Origin of the sequence: Labilibaculum sp., from assembly GCF_041595635.1 — a bacterium.
GTDB lineage: Bacteria > Bacteroidota > Bacteroidia > Bacteroidales > Marinifilaceae > Labilibaculum.
The window spans coordinates 89,459-106,095 of record NZ_JBFHJW010000005.1; the positions used below are offsets into that span (position 1 = coordinate 89,459).

Consider the following 16,637-nt stretch of genomic DNA (forward strand, 5'->3'; position numbering starts at 1 on the left):
AACTATTTCCCTATGCAATAAAGGTTTTTCTCTCCTCTGATATATACTTTACCATCAGCAAAAGCAGGTGATGCATCTGATTTCTCGCCCAAAGCTGATGTTGCAAGTGACACATATTCTTTCTCAGCCTTAAAAATGTGCATTACACCTTCGCGATCCATTAAATATATTTTGCCATCGACCAAAATTGGCGATGCATAAAATCCAGCGTCAAATTCTTGTTCCCAAAAAATTTCTCCAGATATTGCATTGTAACAAGCCACAGCACCGTAACTGGTCACAATAAAAAGAAGATCCTCATAGGCAATCGGACTTGGTACATCCGAAAGATAATCGTAAGCTTCCCAAAGAATTTCTGGATTCTCTCCTGGTTTTATCGCTACAAGGCTTGCATACTCGTTTAGAGCAAAAACAATTCCATTTTGATAAGCAACCGAGGGGCCAACCTCACCAGTAATACAATCTAACTTCCATAATTCTTCTCCTGTTTGAGCATCATAGGAAGCAACAGATGGATCTGCGGCCAATAAAACCTCCACTCTTCCATCGTTTTGGACAATTACTGGTGATGCCCAGGATACTCTTACATTACGGGGAGTACTCCAAATTTCATCACCACTTTTAGTAGAAAGAGCCATTACTTTTCCACTCTTTTTTTGATCGTACTGAACAATTAACTTGTCCTCAAACACAAGCAAAGAAGAGGAATGACCGTAATGATTATCTGGAACACCAAGATTTTTTGCCCATTGTTTTTCCCCATTCATATCCACAGAAATAACATCCCCGTTTGCAAATATTGCAAAAACAGATTTTCCATCAGTTGTTAAGGTTGATGCCGCATAACCAGTATCTGGCGTTACTTCTGGAGATTCAGCTGGCGATCCTGATATTTTTTCAACTTTAACAGTCCAAAGTAATTTTCCTTTGTTTCTTTCGTAACAATAAATCTCCCGACTTGTTGCATTCGCTCCTGATAGAAACAACTTATTTCCCCAAATTACTGGAGAGTTATAAGCTTGAATAGGTACCGGTTGTTTCCATAGGATATTTTTTCCACTTGCCCCATCCCATTCGTTTGGAATGTTTTTTTGGTAAGCAATTCCATTTCCCCCTGCTCCACGGAAAGATGGAAAGTTCGCCATCATTTCTTTGCTAGGATAGGTCCCTGTATATTTAGTAGATGTTTCTATAGGTTTAGCATCCTTAACTTCTTCCTTAGCAGGAAGTGTTTGTTTTTCAGGAGCTTTCTCAACAATTACTTCAGCTTCTATCTCTTTAACTTCTTCATTTTTTTTTTCTGGAACTACTTCAGCTATTACTTCAACGACTTCGGCTACCTGTTGGGTTCGCACTTGCTCAGCAGTCACTTTTGCCGTACTTGCAGCTACAGTAAATTGATTTCCCAATTCTTTATGCGTAAGAAATGCAAAAAACAGAGTAATCCCCACGATTCCAAAACCACCAATTACAATCCATTTTCTTGCTTTTTCACGAAACAGAATAATATTCTCTTCATCTTTTTCAAAAACTTGTGGCAACTCTTTCTTTCCAGAATAAAATAAATGAAGTGCAATAGCTAATACAATCACACCAAAAAGCAATAAATACCCACCAGCTTTTATTTGCCATTGGTTGGTAAAATATGCTTTCCGTACCAAAAGATCCATTTCACGAATTTGTTCTCTTAATTGTTCATCGTTAGGGTTTTCATTCAATCGATCAACCAAACTATTGATAACCCCTGTATTTACTGGATCAACTCGATTGATTTGAACGTAATTGACCAAAACCAACATACAAATGATAAAAGAGAAAGTTCCTGCTATGATGGCAATTCCTCTCCAAAGAGGCAGATTGGTACGATTTAGTTTAAATTTTTTATTCATATGTTTTACCACAAAGGATACTCGAAGCACATCACAATGTCTCACAAAGGACATTGATAATCGCAACTTCAAGTACGATTATTAAAAATTATAATATCACTCTCTTCCTTCCGTTTCTTAAATGCTTAGAGTTCACAACAAAATATATTTACAAGACGCAGACAAGTTTAAAAAACACTGTCAGATTATTCTTTTTTTATTTTTCCACAGGACAATATTTAAAACAGCGAGCACAACTTATGCACTCTCCTTTATCAGGTGTATAATCTTCTCGATATCGATAGGTAGATAATCCTGACAATGCCAAACCAATTACCAAACCAATAAAAGCACCCAATATCCAACCTCCGTAATAGAATTGCTCTACGATTTCTGCTGCTTCCAAATAAAATTCTCCTACTGGCTGGCCCGAAGTTCTAAATCCTTCTATCTCCAAACTTTCTTGCATTGTTTTTGAATCGAAATGAAGCAATTCATCGGCTAAGCGAACTTTTGCATTCACTTTAGCCAGATTCTCATGAAAGTTTGCAACCGTCCAGCCTCCAACAATGATTAATGCTGGAATAATCATGCTAAATAGTATAAATCTTCTGGTTGCAGATCTTTTGTCTTCCATCTGTTTTACCTCAACAGGTTTATTAATGGCATCTATTGGACAAGAATTTTCGCAAAGCTTACACTGAATACAATTTGATGGTGTTATTGTCAAATGATTTTTCGAAACTCTACTTAATAGATTCAAAATCACTCCATAAGGACATAAAAATCGGCAATATGGTCGAGCAATAAAAACACTGATTAATAGGAAAGAAGCACCAATGGCAAACATGAAAAATGTTGCATTGAATCTAAAAATCCCTACAAAAGGATCGTATCGACAAATGATAAAATCTGTTGCTGTTGCTGCGTATAGAACTGATAAACCCAAATAGATATATGGAATAAGTCCTAAGACCTTTTGCAACCACTTTTTCAAGCTAACTGGCCTCATTAAAAACACATCTTGCACAGCTCCCAATGGACAAACACCTGCACAAAAAGTTCTACCAAAGAACAATGTGTAAATCAAAGGAATCACAAAAAAGGCTAGTGCCGATAAGGGAATGTGATAGCCAGAATTAAAAAGGGCCAGCACAACATTTTGAACAGAACCAACAGAGCAAACGCATCCTTCTCTAAAAAAACCAAAATACAAAATGGAGAAAATGGATACAGCAATTACACCTAGCCTTGATCTTTTCTTTAAAATAAACCAAGTAATTAGGCTAAGTGCTGCAATCAAAACCAAAACATCTATCAAAGCAAATATACCATTTTGAGGTGCTGGCATTGATGTTACCGGTTGGGTATAACCTGATTCAAATTCAGGTTTGGGAAATCTTTGTTGCTGGGCAAAAACAGCAAATTCCATTCCTACAAATAATATCAGTAAAGAGATAAAGGCTATGCTTTTCTTCATTGTGATTGATTATATTTATTTATTCGTTTTAAAACCGGCGAATTTATAAGCCTTATCAACCGGCACCCTTGAAAACGCATCTGAAGGACAATCTCTTGCAATAGCGCAATGATTGCAATTCACACATAAATCATGACTTACTTGTAGTTGCAACGAGCCATTACCAAAAGCACCACATCCTTTCACACATTTTCCACAGCCAATGCACAATTCATCAATAATTTCGTATTTAAAAAATGGATCTTCTACGTAAGATCGCTTGATAGCACTTGTTGGACATAACTGATTTTCTGCTCCTGTAGATAGGTTCTTTACATTGGGTCTAAAATATCCTCCACACAAATCGCAGTACCCACACATGTCGTAAACATGAATGCATTTAACTGCTGATGGTGTAACAACACAACTTGTTGCACACCGTCCACACTGTGTACATTTAGTAGGATCAAGCTGCCAAAGAAAATCTCCCTTTTGACTATTGGTTGCCAAAAACGCACCAACTCCAACAATACTAGCTCCGGCAGCAAAACGAAAACAGGTATTGATAAAGTCCCTTCGATTCTTCTTATTCTCTTTCATCATCTAAATAAATTATCTTGAAACTTTATTTTTATAATTTACACCTTCGGGAAGCTTGCAAGATTTTAGGCTGGAACAGTCTTTACACATATTATCTTCGCATGTTGATTCTGTAGTGTACTTTCTATAAACAAGTACACCACTCATAATACCTAATCCGGCTACGATTAAAGTTCTTGCACCATTTCGTAAAAACTCTCTTCTATCCATTCTATTTAGCTTCAAATATTCTTATCATTTTCTTTACTGGATCCAAAACCAGAATCCGATCATTGGAATCCACTGCCAAATCAATACCAATGGTTCCTTCTTCGAACAATTCGGGAGCTGCAACTATAGACTTCATATCACCAGAAGGCAAATGTATTTTTACCCGCTCCAAGCCTTTCTCAACAGTCACAAAAGATCCATCGGAAAGCATGGCAATGTTTGCAGGATTACAACACCCACTAAATCCTTCAATACTCATGGATGTGCGTTGCCAAGAAGAGATTTGCTCTCCCTTAACATTATAGGCTTCGAATGCATGTCTTCCGGGGTTTACAACCCACAATTCGCCTTGACGTCCCATCAGTAAATCAAAAAAAGGACTTGGTATAACAAAACCTTTTATTCCCTCTTTGATATCTTTAGCACCAATCTCTTTGATTTTTTCTCCATCAATATTGTAATGATGGACTATTTTTTGTCCCGCATCAGCAATAAAAATATTATCGTCAGCTATGGCAAGTGATGTAATAAAAGCCTTATTTCCTGGCAGTAAGAAACTATTTCGCAAACTACCATCTGGTTTTCGTATGTCAACTCGATTGCCCAAACCAATTAGAATATTTCCATTCTCAGCAACGGTAATACATCTTGCTACTCCTCTTACTTTTAAATAATTAACCTTTTCTCCATTTGAATTTAATACCAAAACACTTTCGTTGGTAGTCACGTAAATTTGATCATTGAGGTCAACCGCTATACCATGAATCTCATCCGCTTGAATTTTAATTTGTTTTACCTCTTTGTGACTAATTTTTAAAGAGTCTACTTTACGCAATTCTTTCAAATCATACTCATAAACATTTTCCACATGTGCATTCTTGCTTAAAAATAAATCTTTCGCCATAAAAGCAAGAACCAAAAGTAGTAGAACCACTAAAATCCATAATGTCATTTTATTCTTCATCTGCGAATTATTTTAATTTGCACGAATATCAATACAAAGAAGGTGTTTTGCGTCGCGCATTAACAATCTTCCATCAGCAACCACTAAAGGTCCCCATGCATCATGCCCATCCAGGATTTTCGTTTTATCTAACAATTCAAATTTTTCAGTACTTGCTCTGGCAATACTCAGAGTTCCATCATCTTTCAATATGAAAAACTTACCGTCAGCAATCAGGTAAGGCCCTAATCCAAAACGATCATTGGTTCCACTTGTCCATAATATTTTGGTACAATCATTAGGATCTACGCATACAAATCGATTTCTCATTCCCCCAGCATCCTTTGGCAGGATGGCAAACATGCGATCTTTATATACTAAAGGAGTTTGTTGCTCGGAAGCAAGTCCGTCTTTCGGTTTGAATTTTTGAAGAGTACTTATAGAATAAGTGGCTCCATCTCTTTTCACTTGCAACAAAATAGAACCTGCCCCATATCCTGAAGTCATAAAAATTTTGCCATTCTCGAATACAACGGGAGAAGGAGCAACTACCGAGGGGGAAAATTCTTTCGTTTTCCATAGAATGGTTCCAACATCATCTCCTTCGGCTGAAACTCCTACAATACCTCCAATTGCTGCATAAACCCACATTTTTTTGCCATTCAAATTCATTGGCATAACTGATGAATGTGACATTTGCCAATGATCTGGATTTGGTGTTTCCCACAAAACTTTACCTGTGACACAATCTACCCCAATCAGTAATGATTTACCTCCTGGAGCAAGAATTGCAACATTATTTTCGATAATCGGACACTGACCCGTGTACCAAAAAGGAATTTCTGACATATATTCTTTTACCAAGTCCAATCCCCAAAGAAAATCTCCAGTATTGGAATCGGTACACATTACATGACAGCGTGGGCCAATCGTTACCAAATACTTATCGTTAATTGCCGGAACAGTTCTCGACATTCCATGATTTCGCTTGATATGAACCCTGTACCATCTTCTCCACAACTCCTCTCCTGTTTCCAAGGAAAAACAACGCAGAGCATCTGCTTTTTTCACTTCATCGTAATCGAGCACATACACTTTACCATTATAAACTACCGGAGCAGCATGTCCTTCTCCCATTTCAATCTGCCAATTTATTTTAGGTCCAGTTCCCCAAGAATTTATTAAACTGATATTATCGGTAGAGATATTATCTGATTTGGCACCTCTAAATTGTGTCCATTTACCTGTTAATTTAGAAGTTTGTTCCGCATAAAAGTCAAAACCTTCCCCGATCAATACTCTTTCCGTAGATGCGGATTGTTCTGGTCGATTATCCATACCAGGGATACTAGCATGCATATCCTTTACTGGATTGTACGCCAACCAATAGATAAAAAGTGTAACAGCTAGAAATGCTGCTAAAATTATAATTACTCTTTCTTTTCCTTTCAAAACCATAAATCGAAATAAGAATCTCTAAACTCATTGGTTTATAGAATCATTAACACTTCAAGCTTTTATTGAATAAGCCATTACAGCCTTAGCATGACGTACATAAAGCACACCATCATATATTACCATATGCGCCCAATAAGGCCCCTTACCATAAGGAATCTTAAAGGAACTAATCACTTTAAATTGATTTGGATCTGCTTTTACCAAAGCAATATTACCATCCTTTTCATCGCAACAATAAAGCATTCCTTCAGCAGCTATTATTGATCCTTTATTTTTCCACTCTGTTTCGTACATCGCCTTACCCGTTTCCCACTCCAGACAAACCCAACGTCCCATTCTATTGTGCTCCCAATTGGAACCATAAATATATCCATCAACCAAAACAGCACCACCGTGATGAATATCTAAAAGAGAATCGACATAAGACAATTCAACCGAAGAAGCATCTTCGCTTACATCCAGCATAACTGAATGATGATCGTATCCATTGGTAATAAATATTTTTCCATCTTTATACAATGGAGTGTTGGTATTAATATTGGCTTTCCATTGACCAGCTGCATAAGAGCCATAATCAAACTGCCAATCAATATTTCCATTTGAAGGATTAACTCCAATAGCATTCTTTTCGGTTACGGTTACAATCTGTTGTTTCCCGTTTCGTTCGATCAAAAGTGGTGACACATAAGCTGGCTTATCATGAATACTTTTCGACTTCCAAACCGTTTCACCTGTCATCTTATTTAACCCAACCATAGTCGTTTTCTCGCCACAAGGTGTATAGAACACCAAATCATCCCACAACAGAAGTGACTCTGAAATTCCCCAACGACCATATTCACCTTTAAACTTTTCATTCGCTTTAACCTGCCAAAATATTTCTCCAGACAAAGCATTTACGCATGCCAGATCTCCTCTTCCACTTGATAGGTAGATTCTATCGCCTTCAACTGTTGGAGTACACCGCGAATCGGTAAAAGACTGATCCCATCCTCGTCCATAGGGAACCTGCCATTTGATTTTTCCTTGCATATCCAAAGCCAGAACATAATCCATAGAATCCCTTAAGCCAGTTAAGTAAATCGAGTTATTAGCAATAACAACGGAAGAATATCCAGTAGGAATACTGTCCAGATGCCAAAGTAATTTTGGTCCACCAGCAGGCCATTCTTTCTGTAATCCTGTTTCAGCATACACACCAGTTCGGTTAGGTCCACGCCATTCACTTTTTGTTTGTTTATTGGTGCACTGTGTCATAGTGCAAATTAAAACAATGCTGACAAGCAATAGTTGATTCATATATTCGGCAGGTTAGAAATTACATTTACTTTATTTTAAAGAATAAACCATTAAAGAACTTCCATGACGAACATACATACATTGGTTGTGAATTACCAAGTGTGCCCAGTGTTGTTTTTCGCCTAGAGTTATTCTAAAAGAACTTAATTTATTAAAAGAACCACTGCTTACATCAACTAGAGCTATTTCACCTGTATCTGCATAACAATACAATTTACCATCAGCGCAAACAACATTTCCTCTACCTAGCATATTAGAAGAATATAAAGTTTCTCCGGTTTTCCAATCCAAACAAAACCATTGTCTATTGTTATGCCCTGCACCATAAATTTTCCCATCGAGCAAAACTACTCCTCCCATTTGATTGTCCAAAGATTCATTTCGCCACACTTCTTTTACAGAACTTCCATCATCAGACAAATCAAGCATTACTCCTCCTTTACCATATCCACTTACACAATACAAGAATCCATCGTGATACAGAGGTGTATTGGGATGAATTGAATATTTATTTGGATGATCAATACTCCAAAGTAATTTTCCTGTTGCAACATCTATTCCTAAAATAGAGCTGTTTGTGTGAGTAACCAATAAATTGCGTTTTGCTAATTTGATAATTGTAGGAGAGCAATAGGCCGATTTTTCCCCTTTACCCTTCGACTTCCAGATCAATTCACCAGTTTTCTTATTCATTGCAACTACATTTGCATATGATCCACCTGGTGTACAAAACAACTTTTCTCCATCCACAACCAAATTTTCAGTTACTCCCCAACGAATATTCTCGCCTCCAAATTCCTCTAGTATATTCTTTGTCCACTTAATATCTCCATTCACAGCATTCATGGCAACCACTTTTCCAAAACCACTCATAATATACAGAATCCCATCATTAATCATTGGACTTGTTCTTACTCCATTGTAAGAATCCATCCACTCTTTTCCATAAAACTGTTTCCAACGTTCTTTTCCAGAATGATCCAAGGCAACAACAAATCCATTTTCACCTTCAGTTCCGGCAGTATAAACAAAATCTTTTGTCACTGCGGCTGATGCATGTCCTTCACCCAGATTATCGAAATGCCATAATAATTTGGGTCCATTCACAGGCCATTCATTTAGCAATCCGGTCTCATTATAGATGCCATCACGGTTCTCACCCCTCCACTGGGCATTTTCCTGAGCAAAAATTGTATTTACAATAAAAAGCAAAACAAACAATAAAAAATATTTTTTCATCTTAAAATGGCTTAAGTCTATGTATTTATTAATCTGACCTAATAAAGATACATGGTATTCACTGATTTTTAAAATGAACTCCACCAGAAAACTGTATCTATTTTGGGTCTAAATAAATACAAATAGTTATGTAACTTATTAAATCATACAATAGCAATCAAATTTTCTATTGTGAAAATATCCTATATCGACAATTATTTAGAATCAAAAAACTTCACAAATGCAGAACAAAATTGTACAGTCAATCTGCCTTTTGTAACTTTTAATCGCCATTTATTGCAGCTATTTTTCGCAGTTATCTCTTTTCTTTTGTTGTAATTCTATTATCTTTAAGCATACACAAATATTTCAAATACATGAAAAAATCTATATCACTTGTACTTCTGACCTTGGCATTTGTAACTTTCTCCTGCCAGTCAAAAAAAACAGAAAACAAAGAAGCTGCCCTTCCTGTTGGCGTAAGCAAAATTGTTGTGAAGCAAACTTTTGATGCTGGTGGCTATTCTTATATAAACGGTACTAACGATGTTTGGGTGGCTGTAGGCAAAAATTCGATTGAGGTAGGAAAAACCTACTACTATAAAAATGCCCTGGAAATGAGAAATTTTCACAGTAAAGAATTGAATCGTGATTTTCCACTCATCTATTTTATCAATACCATTTCGGAGACTTTTATCGACAATGATCAACAAATACCGAACGCTCAAATGAAAAAGCAAACCGCAAAAAAAATAGAGGTTACCATGGAAAAAGAAGAAGGCATTAGCAGTATTGCTGATATTTTCTCGAATAAAAACGAATTTTCCGGGAAAGAAGTGACCATTAAAGGAAAAGTAGCCAAATTCAACCCCAACATAATGGGTAAAAATTGGATTCATATTCAGGACGGAACCGAATTTGAAGGCAATTACGATCTTACTGTAACAAGTTCGGAATTTGTGTCAATAGGACAAATTGTTGAATTTAGGGGAATTATCTCTCTAAACAAAGACTTTGGTGCTGGTTATGTGTACGATGTAATTATGGAAAATGCAGCAAGCCAAAAATAGGAAAACAAATTTTATTTATATGCTACTTTTATTTCAAGAATCATTTGATCGATTACATATCTCTACTTTAAAAAAGGCGACAACAGTCGCTTTTTTTGTGTAAAATTGATAGCGAAACAATTTCAAACACAATCATCCTTATAACCTTTTGATCAGTACAAAAGCAGCATAAATACACGTGATTTTAGATTCAAAATAATTAGCTCTATATCTCTAAATGGAAAATCATTCGCTGCTTATCTTTAAAAATTTAATGAAATTGTTACTTTTAAAAAACAAACTAATACTACCCAAATGAAAAAATGGTTTTTCAATTCTCTACTCATTTTCATTACAATTTCCATTTCGGTCCTGCTTTTCAATCAATGCAATCCCGATGATTATATTTTGTATGAATCTTCAGCCTTTACCCTTTATCCAAATCGTGTTGAACAAGGAGAATACAAAGCTATTGCAAAATCAAAATCGCATATCACCTCCAATTATCCCGGCAACAACAAAGCGGAATGGAAACTCAGCACCGACTTAAGTCAATACCCTCAATACGAATCTAATCAAGTTCTACTTTCTGCTATTTACCAACTTTCGTTAGAAGAACTTGAAAAAAATATTGCCCTTGACAGCACCTTTAATACTGGAGAAAAATGGAAAGGAGTTTGGACTCGCGACATCAGCTATAGTGTAATTTTAGCCTTAGCCATCACAAACCCAGAGATTGCCATGAAAAGTTTGCTTAGAAAGGTAAAACACGGGAAAATCATTCAAGATACAGGTACTGGAGGATCTTGGCCCATAAGTTCGGACCGAATGATCTGGTCGGCAGCTGCATGGGAGTTGTACAAAACAACAGGAGATCTCGATTGGCTTCGGAAAGTCTATTTTATCATTAAAAATTCGACTGAAGATGATCTCAACGTAGTTTGGAATTTTCAAAAACGATTATTTAAAGGGGAATCATCTTTTTTAGATTGGCGAGAACAATCCTATCCACTATGGATGGAACCTGTAGATATTTATAATTCCTATAGCCTGGGAACTCAGGCTGTTCACTACCAAAGTTTGCAGTCTCTCATAAAAATGGGCAAGCTTTTGGATAAGGATGTTCAGAAATATCAGGACATTTCAGAGGCCTTAAAAAAATCCATTAACGAAAAGTTTTGGCTGCCCGAACAAAAGTTCTTCGGTCAATATCTGTACGGAAGAAAAAATGACATTCTTTCGAGTAAATCAGAAAGCCTAGGCGAAGCTTTACTTGTAATTTGGGACATTGCAGAAGATCAAAAACAAGTGATTGCAAATACACCTATCACTCAATTTGGTGTCCCTTGTTTTTATCCTCAAATTCCACATGTTCCAGCTTATCACAATCAAGCCATTTGGCCTTTTGTGCAAGCCTATTGGAATTGGGCTTCGAGTAAGGTACATAATAGTAAAAGTGTGGAATGGGGCATTGCCAATATGTTACGCTCAACGGCTCTTTTTCTAACCAATAAGGAAAACTTACTCATTAAAAATGGTGATTTTAATGGCACCGAAATCAACTCAGATCGACAACTATGGAGTGTTGCAGGACAATTGTCGAACATCTACAGAATACTTTTTGGAATGACTTTCACCTCCGATGAATTGCAATTTCAGCCATTAATCCCTCGCGAATACAAGGGCAAACAAAGTTTGCAAGGTCTTCGGTATTGTAATGCTATTTTAGACATCGATATTTATGGTTTTGGTGATCAGATTCGCTCCTACTCTTTAGATGGAAAATTTTATCGATATGCAATCGTACCCAAAGACATGGAAGGAAGACATAAAATTGAAATTAGAATGAACAATCATCTTCCCTACGATTCAGAAATCAATTTAGTGGAAAATTTAGTTTCTCCCGAAACAACAAACCTTCACTTTTCTGAAAATAGATTATACTGGGACAAAAAAGAAACAGCAAAATATTATAACATTTACCGAAATGGGGAACTCCTTTTAAAGACGGAAGACAATTACATGTCGGAGGTAAATATTGTAAAACCTACAGAATTTCAAGTTCAGACAGAAGATGCTACTGGAAATTTATCCTTTTTTAGCGAACCTTTATATGTTTACGATTCGAATAATGAAAGAATTTTGGAAGCCGAAACTTTCGATGTGAATGCAAAATCAACTTATGTTCAATTAAGCAGGACACAAAATCGAGAATTCTATTTTAAAATTCGTATTCCTAAGGAAGGAAAATATTACATCGATTTTTTATATGCCAATGGTAATGGACCTATCAACACCGACAATAAGTGTGCAACCCGCAGTTTCTGGGTGAATAATACTTATCGCGGACCCCTTGTATTTCCACAACGAGGAAAAGATAACTGGACCGACTATGGCTACTCAAATCCTATTTATATGGATTTAACTAAAACAACCAACCTTTTCAAAATTAGTTTCGAAGAATTCAACAAAAACATGAATGATGAAATCAATTCCTTCCGGATTGATAAAATTCGTATCATTCGCATTGAATAATGTAGTAAAAAAGCCCATTGAAATCATTCAATGGGCTTTTTTACTCTTTTATTTCTTTCGCCAAATTGTCAATTGTGAAATGCTATGCTGATATTTTCGCGCCGTTTCCCGAATCACAAAAGGAACATCCACAGGCTCATCCATCAACTCAAAATCTTCCTTCAAAATTTCCTTAAGTCCTTCTAAACTGGTAAGAGGCTCTCCATCTTTTCTATATCCTCCCAACCATTTATCTGTCTCTGTAAATTCCTCCATCCAGGTGTAAGGCGAGGTTATAACCAAAATTCCCTGCTTGTTCATTCGTTTTGGAATTTCCTTCAGAAACTTTAGAGGATCGTACAAGCGATCGATTAAATTTCCCGCAAAAACCAAGTCGTAACCCGAATAAATTGCTTTTAAATTGCATGCATCAACCTGAAAAAATTCCACCTTATCTCTCACGGCATCCAATTCGTGATTTGCCAAGCGAATTTCCTGATAACTAGTCAACTTACCTTCCTCGGTTCGCAAATAATTCAGTTTACCAGTTTCCTTCAACTGAGTTCCAATTCGAATGAAACGAGCTGAAAAATCCAGACCTGTTACCCGATCAAAATATCTGGCCAATTCAAATGTATTTCTTCCTGTTGCACAACCCAAATCCAAAGCTTTTCCTTTTGCTACATCTTTCAGGTATTTTTCAACAATGGACAAACACGTTTTGGAATAGTTTTTCACTGCAAAGTACTCTTCACCATACTGAAATTCACAATACTGAGAAATCAAATCATCGGTTTCATAGTAATCGGTTTCAATTTCTACTTGCTGATCCGATTCTATATATCGAAAACCAGCATGCTGAAAAAAGTGACGACGAAATGCGTATCGAGCATCCCGAATAGCTAAATTTCCCGTTGATATCCACGATCCTCCTTTTATCAAATTGTGTTTGGCATCAAAAGTTGGAGTTGAAAAATCGTCGTAAAATGGGTGAATCTCAAAACCTTCCAATCCAGAGATCGGCATTTCGTTCCACTGCCACACATTTCCAATTACATCGTAAAAACCATTGGTTTCGAAACGATCTACCGGACAAGAAGAAGCATAATGCTCTAAATTTATATTCCCAGGAGCCACTTCCCATTCAGGCTGATCGGCTATATTCAACGAATCGCGCAAGCAATAATATTCTGCCTCCGTTGGCATTCGTAAGTTTTTACCTGTCTTCGCAGATTTCCAGTTACAGAAAGCTTTCGCCTCTAAATAATTCACCTCTACAGGCCAATTCCAGGGCATATCAATCATTTCGAGCATGCAACGAAACTTCCATTGCTCCCCTTCTTTTTTCCAGAACAAAGGATGCTCACATTTTTTATAACTCACCCAGCTCCAACCTTCTTTGGTCCACCACTTTTCAATTTCATAGCCATTATCCTCTACAAAATCTTTAAACTCTTCGTTCGAAACCAAAAATTTCGATGCTTTAAAAGACTTCACCTTGCTGCTAAAACTTCCAAATTCGTTATCCCAACCATACAAAGCATTATCTTTTTCTTTTCCGATATGAACCTGAGCTGATTCCACAGGTAAAAGTTCATTTTTGGGTGCACTCCCGCTCTCCTTGCAAATGGGTAATAAAAAATTAGGTTTTACCAAATGTAGAGGCAACTGACGAATTAAAACTGATGACGTTTCAATATGAATTCTTTGGTGTTCAATTCCCATCATGATAACCCAAAACTGACTATCCCAGTTGATAGGAATACTTATGGGAAGCTCTAAAATAAGATTTTCAATCAGCTGTTTTGCACGATCTCGATATTCTTTTGTTTCCTGAACTGTTGGCCAATCGTAATGTTTATCATCCAAATCGTCCCAAGACATTTCGTCTACCCCAACAGCAAACATTGATTCATATTCGGAATGAATTCTTTCGGTTATAATTCCAGCCAAAATCAGTTTGTTAATAAAAAAAGTGGCAGTATGTCCAAAATAAAAAGCCAAAGGATGTCGCAAAGGATCAGCCCGATGCAGAAAAGCTTCCTGTCCATTCAAGGAATCATACAAAGCTTCATCGAGTTCCCAGGTCGCTCTAAAATAACTAAGAATTTCTTTTCTCTTATCCTCAGGATTTCCTTCATTTAAAAGAGGTGTCTTCGTTACTAATATATCTTGCTTATTTTTTGTTTCAATGCTTTCTTTCATTTGTCATTCTTGTTTATTTCATTGGTTAATGAAAGTAATGATTTTTCGAATCAAGGCAAATTAACAAGCCCATTTCATTGAGCTTTTCATCAAACTTAACAAACTATACTTCACAAAAAATTACTATCTTCTAGAGAATTAAAAAGTAAAAACCATGATTTATCTGATTTTCTTACTTATTGGACTCATAGCTGGCTGGATGGCCAGCATCCTGTTAAAGGGCAAAGGAAATGGTTTGTTAATTAACCTGCTATTAGGTGTTCTTGGAGCCTTTGTTGGCGGAAGTATATTTAGCACTTTAGGTATTCATCTAAATGGATTCTTTGGTGTGCTACTTTCGGCAACTCTTGGATCCATTTTCATCATCTGGCTGGTTAGTCTATTTCAAAAAAACAAAGGCAATTAAGTCCAATCAAAGAATAGAAATGATCCTCTTCAAGCTTAAGATTCTTATTTTTCGAAAAAAGAATCCGATTCTACCTTACAAATTCGGATGGCATATTTTTCATACCAATTCTTTTTGCCTCTTTCCTGTGCGATAAGATGAGCCGGATGTGACCTCCATTTTTCAATAGCCGCTATACTCTCCCAATACGAAACAGTAATACCAAAACCATTTCGTACCGATTCTGCACCCAAAAAGCCAGGCTGAATTTCCGCCAATTCCATCATAGAATCGGCCATTTCTGAATAGGAATTCTCATCTTCTACTCGTAAGGAAGTAAATACCACTGCGTAGTATGGAATTTTGAAAGTTTTAGCAATCATTTTTCAATAAAATTAGTTTTTACAAGTTCTTTATCCTTTTTACTCAACATTTGAGAGGGAACATTATCACAAATTACCTCTCGAATCGCATTCAATAAATTTTGTCTCACCTCTGTTTTTAAGGAAATCATACTGACTTCTCTCACCCTTTTCTTTCCTTTTATGTCTTTTATCATTTCCTCTTGCTCCGAAGGGATCGTTAAAGTAGACAATTCAGGAAGAAAAGTAATTCCTCCCTTGTACTCCACAATTCTTCGCAAAGCATCAATATTATTGGTTTCATAAACAAAATTACCATTCTGATTTACAGATGTTTTACAGATGTTTGTCACCTGATCCACAAAGCAGTTTCCTTCCTTCAAAAGCCAAACATTTTTATCCTCTAAATCGCTTATGGCTATTTCTTCTTTAGCAAACAGTTTGTGTTTCTCCGATACATATAAATAAAATCGTTCATAAAATAATGGTGTTAGTTTCAAATTACTTTTCAATTGAATAGGTGTAGAAATAATTCCTGCATGAAAAGTACCATTTTTAATTCCCCGTAAGACCTCTTCTGTAATTGCTTCCTGAACAGTAAGATTAATTTTAGGATATTTCTGATTCAACTCCTCCACGAACAAAGGCACTAAAAAAGGCGACAAAGTAGGAATGATTCCCAAGCAAATGTCTCCTTGTACCTCTTCGGACAATTGCAAAGCAAAATCCTCTAAATGTTTCGATTCAGTGACTAAAACTTGAGCCTTCTCTAAAAAAACAAGTCCATTTACAGTTGTTTGAACCTTTTTGCCCGATCGATCAAACAGCATTATTCCCAATTCATCCTCCAAAGCCTGTATTTGCAAGCTAACTGCTGGCTGCGAAACACCCATCGATTTGGCTACCCTACCATAACTTCCTAATCGGTTTAAAGCCAAAGCATAATTCAATTGTTTTAAAGTCATTCAATAAGTTTTATTTATTCAATACATAAAGTTAATTAAATTTTTATTACAATATCTCAGAATCGAAATCTTAGGCAAATACAACAAAGAATAAACGAATGA

At 36.3% G+C, this 16,637-nt stretch carries 14 protein-coding genes; 3 read left to right on the forward strand and 11 right to left on the reverse strand.

The window, feature by feature from the left end; genetic code table 11:
- Window positions 1-2: 2 nt before the first annotated feature.
- From ABYT26_RS02870 to ABYT26_RS02905, 8 genes are all read right to left on the reverse strand, one after another.
- Window positions 3-1,889 carry a PQQ-binding-like beta-propeller repeat protein gene (locus ABYT26_RS02870; protein WP_372751384.1) on the reverse strand — a complete coding sequence of 629 codons (1,887 nt, stop codon included), beginning with the start codon at window positions 1,887-1,889 and terminating at the stop codon, window positions 3-5.
- 196 nt (window positions 1,890-2,085) lie between these two features.
- Window positions 2,086-3,348: a 4Fe-4S binding protein gene (locus ABYT26_RS02875; RefSeq protein WP_372751385.1), complete on the reverse strand. Its 1,263-nt coding sequence runs from the start codon at window positions 3,346-3,348 to the stop codon at window positions 2,086-2,088.
- 15 nt (window positions 3,349-3,363) lie between these two features.
- On the reverse strand, window positions 3,364-3,930 hold the full coding sequence (locus ABYT26_RS02880) for a 4Fe-4S dicluster domain-containing protein (protein ID WP_372751386.1): 567 nt from the start codon (window positions 3,928-3,930) through the stop codon (window positions 3,364-3,366).
- Window positions 3,931-3,939: 9 nt separating this feature from the next.
- Window positions 3,940-4,137: a hypothetical protein gene (locus tag ABYT26_RS02885; protein WP_372751387.1), complete on the reverse strand. Its 198-nt coding sequence runs from the start codon at window positions 4,135-4,137 to the stop codon at window positions 3,940-3,942.
- Between the two features lies 1 nt (window position 4,138).
- Complete coding sequence (locus tag ABYT26_RS02890; RefSeq protein WP_372751388.1) at window positions 4,139-5,101, reverse strand: hypothetical protein; 963 nt, start codon at window positions 5,099-5,101, stop codon at window positions 4,139-4,141.
- A gap of 12 nt (window positions 5,102-5,113) precedes the next feature.
- A complete protein-coding gene (locus ABYT26_RS02895; protein WP_372751389.1) occupies window positions 5,114-6,538 on the reverse strand; it encodes a PQQ-binding-like beta-propeller repeat protein in 1,425 nt (474 codons plus the stop codon).
- A gap of 51 nt (window positions 6,539-6,589) precedes the next feature.
- Window positions 6,590-7,837 carry a PQQ-binding-like beta-propeller repeat protein gene (locus ABYT26_RS02900; RefSeq protein ID WP_372751390.1) on the reverse strand — a complete coding sequence of 416 codons (1,248 nt, stop codon included), beginning with the start codon at window positions 7,835-7,837 and terminating at the stop codon, window positions 6,590-6,592.
- Window positions 7,838-7,867: 30 nt separating this feature from the next.
- Window positions 7,868-9,076 (reverse strand): PQQ-binding-like beta-propeller repeat protein, encoded by a 1,209-nt coding sequence (locus tag ABYT26_RS02905; protein ID WP_372751391.1) that lies wholly within the window; start codon window positions 9,074-9,076, stop codon window positions 7,868-7,870.
- Between the two features lie 356 nt (window positions 9,077-9,432).
- Here ABYT26_RS02905 and ABYT26_RS02910 point away from each other — a divergent pair, with 356 nt between their 5' ends.
- Both ABYT26_RS02910 and ABYT26_RS02915 read left to right on the forward strand, forming a co-directional pair.
- Window positions 9,433-10,125: a hypothetical protein gene (locus ABYT26_RS02910; protein WP_372751392.1), complete on the forward strand. Its 693-nt coding sequence runs from the start codon at window positions 9,433-9,435 to the stop codon at window positions 10,123-10,125.
- Between the two features lie 294 nt (window positions 10,126-10,419).
- Complete coding sequence (locus ABYT26_RS02915; RefSeq protein WP_372751393.1) at window positions 10,420-12,639, forward strand: hypothetical protein; 2,220 nt, start codon at window positions 10,420-10,422, stop codon at window positions 12,637-12,639.
- 48 nt (window positions 12,640-12,687) lie between these two features.
- Here the strand turns inward: ABYT26_RS02915 and ovoA are convergent, their stop codons facing one another.
- Entirely contained in the window at window positions 12,688-14,823 is a 2,136-nt protein-coding gene (gene ovoA / locus ABYT26_RS02920; RefSeq protein WP_372751394.1) for a 5-histidylcysteine sulfoxide synthase, read from the reverse strand.
- A gap of 154 nt (window positions 14,824-14,977) precedes the next feature.
- On the opposite strand from ovoA, the gene ABYT26_RS02925 reads away from it, so the two are divergent.
- A complete protein-coding gene (locus ABYT26_RS02925) occupies window positions 14,978-15,229 on the forward strand; it encodes a GlsB/YeaQ/YmgE family stress response membrane protein (protein WP_372751395.1) in 252 nt (83 codons plus the stop codon).
- A 44-nt stretch (window positions 15,230-15,273) separates the two neighbouring features.
- Here the strand turns inward: ABYT26_RS02925 and ABYT26_RS02930 are convergent, their stop codons facing one another.
- Together ABYT26_RS02930 and ABYT26_RS02935 are read right to left on the reverse strand one after the other, a co-directional pair.
- Window positions 15,274-15,591: an antibiotic biosynthesis monooxygenase gene (locus ABYT26_RS02930; RefSeq protein ID WP_372751396.1), complete on the reverse strand. Its 318-nt coding sequence runs from the start codon at window positions 15,589-15,591 to the stop codon at window positions 15,274-15,276.
- The gene (locus tag ABYT26_RS02935) at window positions 15,588-16,535 is read right to left on the reverse strand and encodes a LysR substrate-binding domain-containing protein (protein ID WP_372751397.1); all 948 of its coding nucleotides are present in this window, start codon (window positions 16,533-16,535) and stop codon (window positions 15,588-15,590) included. Before ABYT26_RS02935 ends, ABYT26_RS02930 begins: the two co-directional genes overlap by 4 nt.
- Window positions 16,536-16,637: the final 102 nt, after the last annotated feature.

Bases quoted from the DNA above. Each gene is read 5' to 3' on its own strand.
- ABYT26_RS02870 (WP_372751384.1), bottom strand. From the start codon at position 1,889: ATGAATAAAAAATTTAAACTAAATCGTACCAATCTGCCTCTTTGGAGA.
- ABYT26_RS02875 (WP_372751385.1), bottom strand. From the start codon at position 3,348: ATGAAGAAAAGCATAGCCTTTATCTCTTTACTGATATTATTTGTAGGA.
- ABYT26_RS02880 (WP_372751386.1), bottom strand. From the start codon at position 3,930: ATGATGAAAGAGAATAAGAAGAATCGAAGGGACTTTATCAATACCTGT.
- ABYT26_RS02885 (WP_372751387.1), bottom strand. From the start codon at position 4,137: ATGGATAGAAGAGAGTTTTTACGAAATGGTGCAAGAACTTTAATCGTA.
- ABYT26_RS02890 (WP_372751388.1), bottom strand. From the start codon at position 5,101: ATGAAGAATAAAATGACATTATGGATTTTAGTGGTTCTACTACTTTTG.
- ABYT26_RS02895 (WP_372751389.1), bottom strand. From the start codon at position 6,538: ATGGTTTTGAAAGGAAAAGAAAGAGTAATTATAATTTTAGCAGCATTT.
- ABYT26_RS02900 (WP_372751390.1), bottom strand. From the start codon at position 7,837: ATGAATCAACTATTGCTTGTCAGCATTGTTTTAATTTGCACTATGACA.
- ABYT26_RS02905 (WP_372751391.1), bottom strand. From the start codon at position 9,076: ATGAAAAAATATTTTTTATTGTTTGTTTTGCTTTTTATTGTAAATACA.
- ABYT26_RS02910 (WP_372751392.1), top strand. From the start codon at position 9,433: ATGAAAAAATCTATATCACTTGTACTTCTGACCTTGGCATTTGTAACT.
- ABYT26_RS02915 (WP_372751393.1), top strand. From the start codon at position 10,420: ATGAAAAAATGGTTTTTCAATTCTCTACTCATTTTCATTACAATTTCC.
- ovoA (WP_372751394.1), bottom strand. From the start codon at position 14,823: ATGAAAGAAAGCATTGAAACAAAAAATAAGCAAGATATATTAGTAACG.
- ABYT26_RS02925 (WP_372751395.1), top strand. From the start codon at position 14,978: ATGATTTATCTGATTTTCTTACTTATTGGACTCATAGCTGGCTGGATG.
- ABYT26_RS02930 (WP_372751396.1), bottom strand. From the start codon at position 15,591: ATGATTGCTAAAACTTTCAAAATTCCATACTACGCAGTGGTATTTACT.
- ABYT26_RS02935 (WP_372751397.1), bottom strand. From the start codon at position 16,535: ATGACTTTAAAACAATTGAATTATGCTTTGGCTTTAAACCGATTAGGA.